Origin of the sequence: Nocardia nepalensis, assembly GCF_048910785.1 — a bacterium.
GTDB classification, from domain to species: domain Bacteria; phylum Actinomycetota; class Actinomycetes; order Mycobacteriales; family Mycobacteriaceae; genus Nocardia; species Nocardia nepalensis.
Genome location: NZ_JBKBET010000037.1, coordinates 392,423 through 407,373 on the forward strand (window position 1 = coordinate 392,423; position 14,951 = coordinate 407,373).

Below are 14,951 nucleotides of genomic sequence, written 5' to 3' on the forward strand. Positions count from 1 at the left end.
CTCCACCGCCGGGCCGGTGCCCGGGTCTGCTCAGAACCGGCGGACCTCGACGGGCAGCCGGTTGACACCGATCATCACCCAGGGATTACGCAGGTTGACCGCCACGTCGTCGCGCACCCGGATATCGCTGTAGCGCTCCATCAGAACGCCTATCGTGATCCTCGCCATGAGCCGCGCCAGCGGCGCGGCCAGGCAGAAGTGGATGCCCCTGCCGAACGTCAGGTGGGGGTTGGACTCCCGGTGGATATCGAACCGGTCCGGGTTGGTGAAGACACGCTCATCGCGGTTCGCGGTGGTCAGCCACGCCATCACGAACGAACCCGCCGGAATCGTCTGCCCGCCGATCACGGCATCTTTCGTCGCCTGCCGCCCCAAACGGGGGAACGGCGGGCGGAAACGCATCGATTCCTCGATCGCAGCCGGAATCAGCGTGGGATCGGCTCGCAGTTCGGTCCAGACCTCGGGGTTCTCGTGCAACGCGAGAACCGTATTGCCCAGGGCACAGGTCGCGGTGACGTGCCCCGCGAGCAGCAGCAGGCCGAGGAAGCCGACGGTCTCCTCGTCGTCCAGCCGCGAACCGTCATCCTCGACCGCCAGCAGCTTGCTGGTCAGGTCCTCGCGCGGGTTCTCGCGACGGTCACGGACGAACTCCAGCAGATGAGTGTTCAACTCCCGCAACAACGGCCCGACACTCTCGATCGCGCTGTCCCGCAGGGAATCCAGCGATTCCTCCGGATCGACATAGCTCACCTCGAAGTAGGTGTCGGACAGCCGCCGGACGAAATCACGATCGGTGACCGGGATGCCGAGCATCTCGGCGATGACCATGAACGGCAACGGATAAGCCAGCTGCGCGACGAAGTCCCACTGATTGCCGCCGGCATCCGCGTGCTCGAACAGCTGCGTGGTCATCTCGACGATGCGCGACTCCAGGTCGGCGATCATCTTCGGGGTGAACGCCCGGCTGACCAGACCGCGCAGCCGCCGATGCACCGGATCGTCCGCCCGCACGAAGTTGCCCCTGTTGAACAGGTCGAACTCCTCCTGCTCGGGATCTTCCTGCTTGGGGGCCCGCGAGGGGGCGACGTCGGAGGAGAAGGTCACCGGGTCGGTCAGCACCTGCAGGGTGTCGTCGTACCCGAGCACATGCCACGCCTTGATCCTCTCGTCGAAATGCACGCCTCCGCGTTCGTGCAACTCGTCGAGATAAGTAAGGAAGTTGGGCAGTGTCCGTTCGGACTGCTTCACGCTCATGAAGGCCTTGCGCAGCCCCTCGAGATACGCAAGAAAGTTGGACCGTGTCCGTTCCGACTGCTTCACGCTCATGAAAGCTCACTTCTCTCGTATAGCCCGATTACGCGATATCCGTCGGCCACGGTAGGTCCGGGGCGAACCCGCCGGACATCCTTCACACTGCTAGTTGTTGCGGTCCTGAGGTTGGTGCCGCGGGTAGTGGGGTGCGAGGACGGGGGCCTCCGGCGGTAGATGAGTCAGGCCATTGGCGGGCACGCCGGCTGGTCCGGCGGCCCTGACGTATTGGACGAGTTCACTGTGCGTGGGTGAGTCGGGGATGGTCTGACGCCATCCGCCCGCGAAGACCGCGCGGGCTCGTTCTCGGACGGAGTCCAAGGGCGCGGACGTTGTCGCCATCAGGTTGTAGGGACCGACGACCTGCATGATCAGCGGGTCCGCCTGCGCGGTCGCGGCGACCAGGTCGACGGGTAGCCGGCCGGTGAGGTCGATCGGCTCACCGGCCCATCGCCGCAGCATGGCCGCGTCGGATTCGACTTGGTCGTCGAACCAGGGGCGAACGTTGCTTTCGCACCACTGTTCCAGCTCCGGCGCCCAGCGATGCCGGTCGAGCTCGGTGGTGATATCGGCGAGCGCGGCCGCGGTGGAGATGCCGAGGGAGATGCCACGGGCGCCCATGGGGTTGGTGGTACAGACCGCATCCCCGATCGCGAGCAGTCCGGTCACCGCCGTGGCCTGGTGGCGGTAGGTGTTTCGGCCCGAATTTCCGGCGCTGGGTAGCCCCGTCGCACGGGAGCGCGCCGGGTCGATCCACTCGGCCACCGAGGGGATTTCGGGGATGACGGCGTCCCAGACCGCCTCGTGGCGTAGTTCGGCGAGATCGTTGTCGGTGGTGGCGCGCACGAGTTGGACCTGGAACCAGCCCTTCTCCTGGACGAAGACGATGCAGAAGTAGCCGTCCTGGAAGACCGCGAAGCCGGGCGGGACATTGATCGGTCCGGGATCGGCCCCATCGTGCAGTCGATAGGTGCGCGAGACATAGGAAAAGCCGCAGCTGCTGTCGCCCGCCGGCTCGCGCAGAGCTGTGGTGAGGCCGGAGCGGCCGGTGGCGTCGATGACGAGATCGGCGGGGAGCACCCGGTCGAGCAACCGGACTCCGTGCACCGTGATGCCGTCGATCTCGACGCCGAGAGCGCGAGCGGTTATGTGCCGCACACCGGGCTCGGCCGACAACGCCGCATGCAGGGCTCTGTCGAAGGTCATGCGTCGAACCCGCATCCCGATGACGTAGCCGGGCTCTCCCCGGCGGCATACCGTCTGTGCTCCGGCGTCGAGCAGCTGAGCCAGGACGTCCGGGAGCAGCCGCTGCAACTGGGTCACGGTCGGGGCACGCATCAGATGTGGTTGGCGGAACTGGTAGACCCCGGGCCGCGCCCATTCCCCCGATTCATCGGGACCGGGGTCGGAATCGATCACGGAGACCGAATGGCCGCGACGTGCCAGCAATAGCGCGGCAGTAATGCCGGTCGGGCCAGCTCCGATTATGGCGACGTCCATGGCGATCCCGTGTTTCCGATCAGGTAAGCGAGGGTCCGATTCCCCGCAGTGGTGGACATCTCCGTATGAAGGTGGTCAGGTACGGGCGATCGTCGCCAGCCAGCCCGGCGCCCCGTCGATGTCTCTGTTGTTCTCCAACGTCGTGGCTTCGATCGAGTCGATCCGCCAGCCGATGGCGAAGGTGTCGCGGATCCCGTCCTGGCTCACCCGTCTGGCGCGCATCCCACCCTGGCTGGGCCGGATCCCGCCCTGGCCCACCGGTCCCGGTCCGCCGCCGGGTTGATGGCCGTCGCTGAGGCAGAGCAGGAACAATCGTGCGTCCGCGGGCATGACGGTGGCCAGGCTGTCGGCGTACCGGATTCGCTCGGCGTCGCTGAACGCGTGGAACAGGGCGCAGTCGAGCACGGTGTCGAACTGCTCGCCCAGCCGGTCGAGTTCCAGCGCGTTCCCGACGTGGAAGCGCGCGTCCAGGTTGCGCTCACGGGCTTTGCGTTGCGCGGTCCGAATCGCTGTCGGCGCCGAATCGATGCCGACCGCCGGGAGGCCGAGGGCCGCTGCCATGAGCGCGACCTCGCCTGTGCCGCAGCCTATCTCGAGTACCCGGCCGCGGAAGGCGCCCGCCTCGGCGAGTGTGCGCATGGCCTTTTGCGGGCGGCCGATGTCCCAGAGCGGTGTGCCCGCGTAATACACGTCGAAGCTTCCGACCTCGCTACCACCCATGCCTGCCCGGTTCCCTTCAGATCGATTGAACTCACGTTAGGAAGTCCGCGCCGGTGCCACTATCCCTCAACCTGGCAGCATCAACAGAACTCGGGAAGCCGGGCCGCGACTTCCCTGGGGCTCGGCATGGCGGCGATCTCCTCGGCCAGAGCCTTGGCCGCCTGTCCGGCGCCGGGATCGGTCAGCAGTCGGTCGGCTGCCTCGGCGATGGCCGCGGCGGAGACGACATCAGCGGGGAGGCGGTTGTCCCCCTGCGCAAATCCCTCGGGCAGTTTGCCGAGGTCGTCGCCGTGTTCGAAGCTGCCGGACAGTAATCGCATCCCGGCACCGGAAGCGGACACGGCACCGGCATTGAGGAACCCGTCGATCGCGGCGGGCAGGAAAAGCTGCGGCACCCCGGCGCCGGCCGCGCCGAGAGTGGTGCCGGAGCCGCCGTGGTGGACGACGAGGTCGACGTGGGGCAGCAGGTCCGCTTGCGGCACCCAGAACCCGAAGTGCACGTTGGCGGGAAGCGCATCGAACTCGACCCCCCAGAGTTTCGGCCCGGCGGCCGCCACCACGACCTCGATGTCCAGGGTCGACAATCCCTCGATGGCAGCGCGCAGGACGGCGGCGGAGCCGACCACGGTACCCAACGTCAGGTAGACCAGCGGTCGCTTCCGCTCGGCCAGGACGATCTCCGGCAGCTCGCCGGATTCGCAGAATGCCACCGGGCGCAGCAGCGACCGCTCCGGACGAGCCAAGAACGACGTCTCCTGCAGCGAGGGCGGATAGATGTCCAGGTATCGGTCACCCAGGAGGTAGTGCCCCTCGGGCAGCTCCACACCGATCTCGGCGGCCACCGCGCGAAGGATCTCCATGCCTCGCTGCCGCGACCGGTCGACCGCCTCCGCTCGGGTGTTGGCGTGGCATACGGCGGGAATGCCCAGGCGGTGCGCTGCCAGCCCGGCTCCCGGGTTGAGCGCTTCGTACACCACCATGTCGGGCCGTTCGGCCCGCAGCACGGGCAGCAGATCGGCGGCAAACCTGTGGGGTAGCACCTCGTTCCACGCCCGGATCGGGTCGGCGGAACCAACGGCGTCCCGGATCGGAATTCCGGCCGGCACAACAGGAAATCCGAGCCCTCGTAACAACGAGTGGAATCTGTCGCCGGTGGCGTAAATGACGTCATGGCCGACCTCACGGGCAGCGAGGGCCAGCGGCAGCAAAGGGTAGACGTGAGCATAACCGGAAAGACTGGAGAAAACGATCTTCATTTCCCGGCCTCCGCCTTCCTGATCTGGGAAGAATGGTAATGGTGTCGGTCGAGCGAGATGGCGCTGAGAATAACCAGAGGGTGTCGGGGCTCGTATCCCTCACATTGACCGAGTCCGGGCAATAAATATGATCGGCGTCCGACTCGAGGCCGGACGCCGAATACTTGTTTCCGGTTGTGAGAGGGCTGGGATCAGCTATTGCGGAGGGGATACCGGAATACGATCCGGCCGCGCGACAGATCGTAAGGCGTGAGCTCCACAACCACCTTGTCGCCCAAATAGATCTTGATGTAGTGCTTGCGCATCTTGCCGCTGATATGCGCCAGCACCGTGTGCCCGTTCTCGAGCTCCACGGTGAACCTCGTGCTGCGCAGACACTCGATGACCGTGCCGTCGAGTTCGACGCCCCGCTTGACTCTAGTCATCGGACCAACTCCACATTGCTACTGCCCGAACGGACCCCCAGGCCCTCCAACAAGGCCAGAGCCGGTTGGTTCGACTCGTGGACCTCCAGCCAAACCTCGGCGACACCGGACCGGTGCAATGTCCCCAACGCATGCGCCAGCAACGCCCGCGCGATACCACGACGCTGCTCACCAGCACGCACCGCGACCAACCCGATACGCGGCTGATTCACCGCCTCCACCCGGATCAAACCCAGATATCGATCCGGCGCCGCAGCCACCGCATACATCGACAAATCGCCGATGACACCATCCTCGGAACGGGCAATAACCTCCGCGGGCATCGACTGCCACCCCAGGGTCGCCTCGACCTCCGCACGGACAGCCCGATCCACCGCCCGCAACAGGCCCTCGTCCACCTCACCGGCGGGCACGATCGCCACACCCGAAGGCGGCAATGCTTCCCCGAGTCCGGTGACCCGCAAGTCGGTCGGCACGAGGTATTCCAACTCACGACGCCCGACCGTGAAACCGGCTCGACGCCAGCACTCGGTCAGATCGGCATCGGCCTCGTCGACCACCGTGTACAACGGCGCCGGCAGTTCCGCCACCAGCACCTCGGCCAGCCGATCGAAAACCGCGTCATGCCAGGCGTCGATACTGACGAACAAGCGCCCGTCGGGACGGTGCTCCGCATCCGTGCGGCCGACCACTCTCCCCAGATCCTCATCCACGGCATGCCACTGCCCGTCCGCGACACGCGTGATCGACACCGCGGCCGCACTCGGGCCGGATGCGGAAGGCTTCGCGTTCTCGTTGGTACTTATTTGGACCCTCCAAGCTGCACGCATGACTATGTGTTCGACCGATTTCGGACGCTAGCGTCCAGCGGCCGCCGGACACCATCCTCAATGTTGGTAGTGACATTCCTCGCGCACGTCGCGGCTCTGTCAAGGTAGGGGATGTCCAGGGCCCCGCTCGAAGCAATTAAATGTTGCCGAGAGGGTCAACGGACGGGGTGGTGTCGCGGAAGTGTTGCTGGTTGTCGTTCGCCGATGACATTTGTCTCGGCGGCGATTCGCACCAGCGTCGCAAACCTTTGGAGGAGAAGCTATGTCCGTTCTTGTAATCGGCGCGTACGGCAACGTGGGTAGCCATGTGGTGGGTGGGCTTCGGTCCGCCGGAATCCCGGTTCGGGGAACCAGCCGGGCACCGGGAACCAGTGAGTTGCCGGACGCCGTCGAGATGGTCAGCCTCGATCTCGATAAGCCGGAGACCCTGCCCGCGGCGCTCGACGGCGTCGACAAGGTCTTTCTCTACGCCAGCCCGGACCGCATCGCCGAGTTCGTCAGCGCGGCACGGAAGGCCGGAGTGGAACACATCGTGTTGCTGTCGTCGTGTGCCGTGGTCGACCCCGCGGCCCGGCACAGCCGGGCCGCGCAGATGCACTCGGTGGTGGAGGAGGCGCTGCAGGAGTCGGCAATCGCGTGGACCTTCCTCCGCCCGACCACTTTCTCCGCGACGAAGCTGCGGTGGGTTCCGGCAATCCGGTCCCGGGAAGTGTTGCGGGTTCCGTTCCTGCAGATGAAGACCGCCTCGATCCACGAACGCGATATCGCCGACGTCGCGGTCCACGCCCTGACCGGCACCGGGCACGAGGGGCAGGGGTACTGGCTGACCGGTCCGCAGGCCATGACGCAGCAGGAGCACGCCGAGGCGATCGCAGCCGCGATCGGGCGGCCGGTCGATGTCGTCGATATGGCTCCGGAGGACCTCGAGAAGCTCCCGGCCCCCTACGTCCGAACCCAGTCCGAGCTCATGAAGGCTCCGTGCGTCGTGACATCCACCGTCGAGGAGATCACCGGCATCCCGCCCCGTTCGTTCCAGCAGTGGACCGAGGACCACATCGAAGAGTTCAACTGAGCCCAGGACATCGCGCGCGACCTGGGATCGCATCCACGCGGAGCTCTTGCCGCCGGCCATCAAGGGCGAAGCCGCACCGGCAGACCGGTCAGACCTCGCACGTTCAGGCTCTTGCGCCAGCTCAATTCGGCGCCCGCGGCCAGTTCCAGGTCCGGGTAGGCCGCCAGCAGGCGGGCGAGCGCGATACCGCCCTCCATGCGCGCCAGCGACGCGCCGACACAGCGGTGGATGCCGTATCCGAAGGCGAGGTGGTTCTTGTCGGCGCGATCCAGGTCGAACGTCTGCGGATCGGCGAAGCGGGCCGGATCGCGGTCGGCCGCGGCCATCGACACCAGAACGCGCTGCCCGGCGGGGATTTCGACGCTGCCCACGGTGACCGGGACCGTGGTGTAGCGGAAGCCGGCCTCGCTCGCCGGTGACTCGTAGCGCAGCACCTCTTCGACGAAATCCCGAACCCGCCCGGGGTCCTGCACCAGCGCGGCGCGAATGCCGTTGTCGGACACCAGGATCGCGACCGCATTCGAGATGAGGTTGACCGTGGTCGCGAAACCGGCGAACAGCAGCTGGAACACCATGCCGATCAGTTCGCGGTAGGAAAGCTTGTCGCCGTCCTCGCTGACGGTGATGAGCTCGGAGAGCAGATCGCCGGCGGGATCCTCGCGCTTGGCGCCGATCAGCTGATCGATGTAGGCGACGAACTGCTGTAGGGCCGCTCCCCGAGCCTCGGCCGTCTCGTCATTGGAGACCAGGGTGGTCGACCAGGCGCGGAAATTGTCGCGTTCCTCGTTCGGCACTCCGAGCAACTCGCAGATGACCAGCATGGGCAGTGGAAACGCGTAGCGGTCCAACAGGTCCAGATCCGTCGCCGCGTCCCCGGCCAGGTCGGCGAGCAGGGCATCGGCCAGCTCGGTGATGCGGGGCGCCAGCTCGCGGACCGCGCGGCTGCTGAAGGCCCGGTTCACCAGGGTGCGCAGCCGAGTGTGCTCCGGCGGGTCGTGGAAGACCAGCATGTCGCCGAACCTGCCGCCGGCGCCCCGTGCACCCACGCCGGCGTTCGCCAGCGCGGCCCGCGCGCCCTCGGACTTGAGAGCCTTGCTGATGGTGGGGTCGAGGAAGACCGCCTTGGCCGCCTCGTAATCGGTGATCAGCCAGCCGGTGCCGCCATCGGGGAACCGCACGAAATGCGCCGGGCCCCGCCCGCGCAACTCGTCGTAGGCGGCGTGCGGATGCTGGTAGAAGTCATCGGTCAACTCGAACGGCTCGATGGCCGATTCGGTTGCCGGAACAGCGTTTTCGTCTCCCATGATCAGCGACTCCAATGGCGCCCCGCCGGACCCGCCGGGACGCCGCCCATCTCCGCTCGCACTCCGGTCCGTCATGCCCTGCGGACCTCGACGGGCAACTGGTTGACGCCGATCATCGTCCACGGATTTCGCAGGTTGATCGGCACATCGTCACGCACCCGGATATCGCGGTAACGCTGCATCAGCACACGCATCGCGATCGGCACCTCGAGCCGCGCCAGCGGCGCACCCAAGCAGAAATGGATACCCTTACCGAATGCCAGGTGGGGGTTGGACTCCCGGTGAATGTCGAACCGATCCGGGTCGGTGAACACGCTGTCATCGCGGTTCGCGGTGGTGAGCCATACCAGCACGAACGAACCTGCCGGAATCTCCTGCCCGCCGATCACGGTATCGTCCGTCACCTGCCGCCCGGAGACGCGAGAAAACGGCGGGCGCAAACGCATCGACTCCTCGATCGCGGCCGGAATCAACGCGGGATCGGCCCGCAGTTCGGTCCAGACCTCGGGGTTCTCGTGCAACGCGAGAACCGTATTGCCCAGAGCACAGGTCACGGTGACGTGCCCCGCGAGCAGCAAATTGCCGAGAAGGCCTGCCGTCTCCTCGTCGTCCAGCCGCACACCGTCATCCACGACCGTCAGCAGCTTGCTGGTCAGGTCCTCACCCGGGTTCTTGCGACGGTCGCGGACGAACTCCAGCAGGTGAGTGGTCAACTCGCGCCGCGGCGCCGGATCGGCGCCGTGCACCGCGAGGAAGGTGTCGGACAGCCGCCGGACGAACTCACGATCGGCGACCGGGATGCCGATCATCTCGGCGATCACCATGAACGGCAGCGGGTGGCCCAGCTGCTCGATCAGATCCCACTGGTCGCCGACGGCGTCCGCGTCGTCGAGTAACTGCATGGTCACCTCGGTGATCCGTGGCTCCAGGTCGGCGATCACCTTCGGGGCGAACGCCCAGCTGACCAGACCGCGCAGCCGCTTGTGCACCGGATCGTCCGCCCGAACGAAGTTGCCCTTCTTGAACAGATCGAAGTCGTCCTTCTTGGGGGCCAGCGGGGCGACGGAGGAGAAGGTCACCGGATCGGTCAGCACCTGGAGGGCGTCGTCGTAACCGAGCACGTGCCATACCTTGATCTTCTCGTCGAAATGCACGGGCCCGCGCTCACGCAGCTCGTCGAAATCGGCAAGAAAGTCAGAAAACGCAGGCTCCGACCATTTCACATTCATGAATTCCCCCTTCTCCGGTGCGTACCGCTCCCCGCGATACCTGCCAGCCACGGTAGATCTGGGCCGAACCGCCCGGACATCCCCCACGCCGCTAGTTGTCACCGCCCGAGAATGCGCAAATCTGGACCGCATCAACAAAATTCGGACAGGCGGGCCGCGACTTCCGTGGGGCTCGGCATGACGGCGATCTCCTCGGCAAGAGCCTTGGCCGCCTGTCCGGCGCCGGGATCGGTCAGCAGTCGGTCGGCTGCCTCGGCGATGGCCGCGGCGGAGACGACACGACGGACGTCCGCGTGTTCGACTTCCTCGGGCAGCAGCCGCCTCCCGGCGCCGACGGCGGACACCGCGCCCGCGTTGCGGAAACCGTCGAACCGGATGGGCAGGAACAGCTGCGGCACCCCGGCACCGGCCGCGCCGAGAGTGGTCGCGGAGCCGCCGTGGTGGACGACGAGGTCGACGTGGGGCAGCAGGTCCGCCTGCGGCACCCAGCGCTCGAGGTGCACGTTGCCGGGCAGCACACCGAACTCGGCCAGCGGGATCCTCGGCCCGGCCGCCACCACCACCTCGATGTCCAGGGTCGACACCCCTTCGATGGCGGCGCGCAGAGCGGGGGCAGTGCCTACCGTGGTACCCAACGTCAGGTAGACCAGCGGTCGCTTCCGCTCGGCCAGGACGATCTCCGGCAGCTCGCCGGATTCGCAGAATGCCACCGGGCGCAGCAGCGACCGCTCCGGACGAGCCAAGAACGACGTCTCCTGCAGCGAAGTGGGATAGATGTCCAGGTATCGGTCGCCCAGGAGGTAGCACCCGTCGGGCAGCTCCACACCGATCTCGGCCGCGACGGAGCGAATGAGCTCCACGCCTCGCTGCCGCCACCACTTTGCCGCGAGTGTCCACGGGAGCACGGGATCGGCTGCGATCCGAGACACGCGGTCCGCGAGACGGTCGTTTCCACGCCGGAAGGACTCGTCGTCGGTGTCTCCCGCGTCAACCGCCTCCGCTTGGGCGTTGGAGTGGCATACGGCGGGAATGTCCAGGAGGTGTGCCGAAAGCCCGGCTCCCGGGTTGAGCATTTCGTACACCACCAGGTCGGGCTGCTCGGCCCGCAGCACGGGCAGCAGGTCGGCAGCAAGCCTGCGGGGTAGTACCTCGTTGAATGCCCGGGCTGCGGGCTCGAGCCGATCCTGCCGTGGCGGTTCTCCGGCCTTCCCGTCCGTCTCCGCGAAAACAATGCCGAAGGCCTCGTGGATCGGCATTCCGACCGGAACAGTACGGAATCCAAGCCCTTGTAACAACGGGTGGAATGCCTCGCCGGTGGCATAAATAACGTCATGGCCGACCTCCCGGGCCGCGAGGGCCAGCGGCAGCAACGGGTGGATGTGACCATAGCCGGGGAGGCTGGAGAAGACGATCTTCATGGCGTCAAGCCCGGCGGACCTCGATGGGCAACTGGTTGACGCCGATCATCGCCCAGGGATTACGCAGGTTGACCGGCACGTCGTCACGCACCCGGATATCGCTGTACCGCTCCATCAGAACCTGCATCGCGATCCGCACCTCGAGCCGCGCCAGCGGCGCACCCAAGCAGAAATGGATACCTTTGCCGAACGTCAGGTGGGGATTGGACTCCCGGTGGATATCGAACCGATCCGGGTCGGTGAAGATACGCTCATCGCGGTTCGCGGTGGTCAGCCACACCAGCACGAACGAACCGGCCGGAATCTCCTGCCCGCCGATCACGGTATCCTTCAGCACCTGCCGCCCCAGACGCGGGAACGGTGGGCGGAAACGCATCGACTCCTCGACCGCGGCCGGAATCAATGCCGGATTGGCCCGCAATTGCGCCCACGCCTCGGGGTTCTCGTGCAGTGCGAGGACCGTATTGCCCAGGGTGGAGGTCGCGGTGACGTGCCCGGCAAGCAGCAGCAGGCCGAGGAAGCCGACGGTCTCCTCGTCATCCAGCCGCACACCGTCATCCTCGACCGCCAGCAGCTTGCTGGTCAGGTCGTCACCCGGGTTCTTGCGACGGTCACGGACGAATTCCAGCAGGTGCGTGTTCAACTCGCGCAGCAGCGGCGCGACATTGTCGACCGCGCTCTTCCCCAGGGAATCCAGCGATTCCTCCGGATCGACATTGTGCACCTCGAAGAAGGTGTCGGACAGCCGCCGGACGAACGCGCGATCGGTGACCGGGATGCCCAGCATCTCGGCGATGACGATGAACGGCAACGGATAACCCAGCTGCTCGATCAGATCCCACTGGTTGCCGCCGGCGTCCGCATCGTCGAGCAACTGCACGGTCACCTCGGTGATCCGCGCCTCCAGGTCGGCGATCATCTTCGGGGTGAACGCCCGGCTGACCAGACCGCGCAGCCGCTTGTGCACCGGATCGTCCGCCCGGACGAAGTTGCCCTTCTTGAACAGGTCGAAGTCTTCCTGCTTGGGGGCCAGCGGGGCGACGTCGGAGGAGAAGGTCACCGGATCGGTCAGCACCTGCAAGGTGTCGTCATAACCGAGCACGTGCCACGCCGTGATCTTTTCGTCGAAATGCACGGCTCCGCGCTCACGTAGCCCATCCATATAAGCCAGAAAATTGGACAGTGTCCGCTCGGACTGTTTCACGCTCATAAAAGCTCAATCCCTTGTTCCGCCAGATTCCGCGATATCCCTGAGCCACGGTAGGTCCGGTCCGAACCACCCGGACATCCTTCACATTGCTAGTTGTCACCGCCCCGGGATGAAAGCGGTTATCGCGCTGTCAGATTGAGGGATAGTGGCGCCGCCGCCGAACCTCGTACCGTGAGGCCGAATCGACGAGAAGGAGCCAGGTAGAAATGAGTCCGCGACCTCGGCCGGCCTTTCCGGATTGGCCACAATTCGATGACACCGAACGCCGAGCTCTCGATCGTGCGTTGACCCAGGGCCAGTGGTGGCGCATGGGCGGCAGCGAGGTGGACAGCTTCGAGCGGGAATTCGCCGAATACCACGGTGCCGGCCACGCGCTCGCTGTCACCAACGGCACGCACGCGTTGGAACTGGCCCTGCAGTCGATGGGAGTGGGACCGGACACCGAGGTGATCGTGCCGGCATTCACCTTCATCTCCTCGTCCCAGGCCGCTCAGCGGATCGGGGCCGTCGCCGTACCTGTGGACGTCGATCCGGACACCTACAACATCGACGTGTCCGCCGCCGCTGCCGCGATCACGCCGCGTACCCGGGTGATCATGCCGGTGCACATGGCGGGTCTCATGGCCGACATCGACGCCCTGGACAAGCTTGCCGCCGACGCCGGTGTCCGGATTCTGCAGGACGCGGCCCACGCGCACGGCGCCCAGTGGCAGGGCAAGCGTGTGGGCGAGCTGGACTCGATCGCGGCGTTCAGCTTTCAAAACGGCAAGCTGATGACCGCGGGCGAGGGCGGCGCCGTGCTGTTCCCGGACACCGACGACTACGAGAAGGCATTTCTGCACCACTCCTGTGGCCGGCCACGCACCGACCGTGGCTATCACCACCAGGTGGCGGGCACCAACATGCGGATGAACGAGTTCTCGGCCGCCGTCCTGCGCGCGCAGCTGGGTCGCCTCGACCGCCAGATCGAGCTGCGGGAGCAGCGGTGGCCGTTCCTATCGGCGCTGCTCAGCGAGATCCCCGGCGTCCGGCCGCAGGCCGGCGATGCGCGAGCCGACCGGAATCCGCATTACATGGCGATGTTCCGACTTCCGGGCTGGTCGGAGGAGCGGCGAAACCTGCTGGTCGACCGCCTGGTCGAGGCCGGGATCCCCGCCTTCGCGGGCTTCCGCGCCGTCTACCGCACAGCGGCGTTCTGGGAGACCGGCGCACCCGAGGAGTCCGTCGACGCGATCGCCGAGCGATGCCCAAATGCCGACGCGATCAGCCAGGACTGCGTCTGGCTGCACCACCGCGTCCTGCTCGCGTCGGAGCAGGCTCTCACCGACACCGCCGCCATCGTGGCCGACACGGTGGCCGCCGGATGAGGATCCGCACCGTTCTGGTCCCCACCGCGACGACTCGAGGGCGAGCGTACCGATGCGCAGTGTAGTGATATTCGATCTCGACGGCGTCCTGGTGGACAGTCACGAGGTGATGGGCCTGGCATTCGCCGCGGCATATGCGGAAGTGGTCGGTGCCGGACCGGCGCCGTTCGCCGAATACCAGCGTTACCAGGGCCTGTATTTTCCGGAGATCATGCGACGGATGCGTCTGCCGCTGGAGATGGAGGAACCGTTCGTCCGGGAGAGTTACCGGCTCGCGGACCAGGTGCCCGTGGTGGACGGGGTGGCCGACCTGCTCGCAACGCTCCGGACGCGCGGGTTTCGGCTCGCGGTCGCCACGGGGAAGGCGGGGCCGCGGGCTCGCGCCCTTTTGTCCACCCTCGACTTGATCCAATACTTCGACCATGTGGTCGGCTCGGACGAGGTCGTCAACGCCAAACCCGCCCCGGACATTGTGTTGCGTGCGCTCAGCCTGCTCGACGCGACACCGGAGGAGGCCGTCATGGTCGGGGATGCCCCGGCCGACATCCGTAGCGCCCGAGGTGCCGGGGTGACCGCCGTGGCGGCGACCTGGGCGACCGTGGACGAAGACGATCTGATGTCGGCCGGCCCGGATCTGGTCATTCACTCCCCCGATGAGCTTCTGCCGGTGTGCCCACCGGTATCGGTTCCGCATCGGCAGTAACGGGTCGAACGGCGAGCCGGAACCTGGCTCGGCGCGGAATCGGACCTGGGATGCGTTGGGGCTCTTCATGGTTGATGGGTGGTCGGTGTTCTGATCTTGGGGTGTTGAACGTCCTGTTCCCGCACCTCGACGGACTAGTGGTCGGTTCGGTTCGTGCTGTCGGTTCCACGGTGCGCATCAAGGCCGCCACCGGTGACAAAGCTGATCTGCCCCATCGTTCGGGTTCCAGTCGTGGTGGCTGACTGACAGCGTGTTTCTGCAATCTGCATCGAGGACCAGCAACTCTCCATCATCGCGTCGTCCGGGCCGTCACCGACGGTCCCGAAGGCGGCAGCGGCCCATTCCCGCGTTCATTCCCAAACCCTTCGACGGGGTCGGCGCTCAGAGAGACAGACTGTCCTCAGCTTCAACCGGTCGGCTGCGGCCGACCGGCGGCGATGTCCTTCCACACCGCAGGGATTGAGCGCCGCCGCGGGTCACCGTGTTCTCCTCGTCGCCCGCAGATCTGACGAACAAGGCTGTAAGCGGCCCCGCACGCGACGCCGCGACCAGCCTGCTACCGAGTAGCCCGTCCGCACCGATCACTGCGGTCGACGTCGCCGCCGCCTC

13 protein-coding genes are annotated in these 14,951 nt (G+C 66.4%); 3 read left to right on the forward strand and 10 right to left on the reverse strand.

All coding sequences use genetic code 11. The features are described from left to right. Positions 1 to 30: 30 nt before the first annotated feature. From ACHQ4I_RS33320 to ACHQ4I_RS33345, 6 genes are all read right to left on the reverse strand, one after another. Positions 31 to 1,326, reverse strand: coding sequence for a cytochrome P450 (locus ACHQ4I_RS33320; protein WP_420775857.1), 1,296 nt, complete (start codon positions 1,324 to 1,326; stop codon positions 31 to 33). A 90-nt stretch (positions 1,327 to 1,416) separates the two neighbouring features. Next, positions 1,417 to 2,808 carry an FAD-dependent oxidoreductase gene (locus ACHQ4I_RS33325; RefSeq protein ID WP_420775858.1) on the reverse strand — a complete coding sequence of 464 codons (1,392 nt, stop codon included), beginning with the start codon at positions 2,806 to 2,808 and terminating at the stop codon, positions 1,417 to 1,419. A gap of 75 nt (positions 2,809 to 2,883) precedes the next feature. Beyond that, the gene (locus tag ACHQ4I_RS33330) at positions 2,884 to 3,528 is read right to left on the reverse strand and encodes a class I SAM-dependent methyltransferase (protein ID WP_420775859.1); all 645 of its coding nucleotides are present in this window, start codon (positions 3,526 to 3,528) and stop codon (positions 2,884 to 2,886) included. A gap of 80 nt (positions 3,529 to 3,608) precedes the next feature. Further along, a complete protein-coding gene (locus ACHQ4I_RS33335) occupies positions 3,609 to 4,784 on the reverse strand; it encodes a glycosyltransferase (protein ID WP_420775860.1) in 1,176 nt (391 codons plus the stop codon). A 191-nt stretch (positions 4,785 to 4,975) separates the two neighbouring features. After that, positions 4,976 to 5,209 (reverse strand): translation initiation factor IF-1, encoded by a 234-nt coding sequence (gene infA / locus ACHQ4I_RS33340; RefSeq protein WP_420775861.1) that lies wholly within the window; start codon positions 5,207 to 5,209, stop codon positions 4,976 to 4,978. Continuing rightward, positions 5,206 to 5,961: a GNAT family N-acetyltransferase gene (locus ACHQ4I_RS33345; protein ID WP_420775862.1), complete on the reverse strand. Its 756-nt coding sequence runs from the start codon at positions 5,959 to 5,961 to the stop codon at positions 5,206 to 5,208. Before ACHQ4I_RS33345 ends, infA begins: the two co-directional genes overlap by 4 nt. Positions 5,962 to 6,301: 340 nt before the next feature. Between ACHQ4I_RS33345 and ACHQ4I_RS33350 the strand changes: the two genes are divergently transcribed. Then, complete coding sequence (locus ACHQ4I_RS33350) at positions 6,302 to 7,111, forward strand: NAD(P)H-binding protein (protein WP_420775863.1); 810 nt, start codon at positions 6,302 to 6,304, stop codon at positions 7,109 to 7,111. Positions 7,112 to 7,170: 59 nt separating this feature from the next. Here ACHQ4I_RS33350 and ACHQ4I_RS33355 read toward each other — a convergent pair whose 3' ends face one another. The 4 genes from ACHQ4I_RS33355 to ACHQ4I_RS33370 all read right to left on the reverse strand — a co-directional run bounded on the left by ACHQ4I_RS33355 (position 7,171) and on the right by ACHQ4I_RS33370 (position 12,272). After that, a complete protein-coding gene (locus ACHQ4I_RS33355; RefSeq protein ID WP_420775864.1) occupies positions 7,171 to 8,490 on the reverse strand; it encodes a cytochrome P450 family protein in 1,320 nt (439 codons plus the stop codon). Continuing rightward, positions 8,487 to 9,644: a cytochrome P450 gene (locus tag ACHQ4I_RS33360; RefSeq protein ID WP_420775865.1), complete on the reverse strand. Its 1,158-nt coding sequence runs from the start codon at positions 9,642 to 9,644 to the stop codon at positions 8,487 to 8,489. Before ACHQ4I_RS33360 ends, ACHQ4I_RS33355 begins: the two co-directional genes overlap by 4 nt. A gap of 131 nt (positions 9,645 to 9,775) precedes the next feature. Further along, the gene (locus tag ACHQ4I_RS33365; RefSeq protein ID WP_420775866.1) at positions 9,776 to 11,062 is read right to left on the reverse strand and encodes a glycosyltransferase; all 1,287 of its coding nucleotides are present in this window, start codon (positions 11,060 to 11,062) and stop codon (positions 9,776 to 9,778) included. Positions 11,063 to 11,066: 4 nt separating this feature from the next. Next, positions 11,067 to 12,272, reverse strand: coding sequence for a cytochrome P450 (locus ACHQ4I_RS33370; protein ID WP_420775867.1), 1,206 nt, complete (start codon positions 12,270 to 12,272; stop codon positions 11,067 to 11,069). 206 nt (positions 12,273 to 12,478) lie between these two features. On the opposite strand from ACHQ4I_RS33370, the gene ACHQ4I_RS33375 reads away from it, so the two are divergent. Next, on the forward strand, positions 12,479 to 13,639 hold the full coding sequence (locus ACHQ4I_RS33375; RefSeq protein WP_420775868.1) for a DegT/DnrJ/EryC1/StrS family aminotransferase: 1,161 nt from the start codon (positions 12,479 to 12,481) through the stop codon (positions 13,637 to 13,639). Between the two features lie 52 nt (positions 13,640 to 13,691). Further along, on the forward strand, positions 13,692 to 14,342 hold the full coding sequence (locus tag ACHQ4I_RS33380; RefSeq protein WP_420775869.1) for an HAD-IA family hydrolase: 651 nt from the start codon (positions 13,692 to 13,694) through the stop codon (positions 14,340 to 14,342). The last annotated feature ends 609 nt before the right edge of the window (positions 14,343 to 14,951 follow it).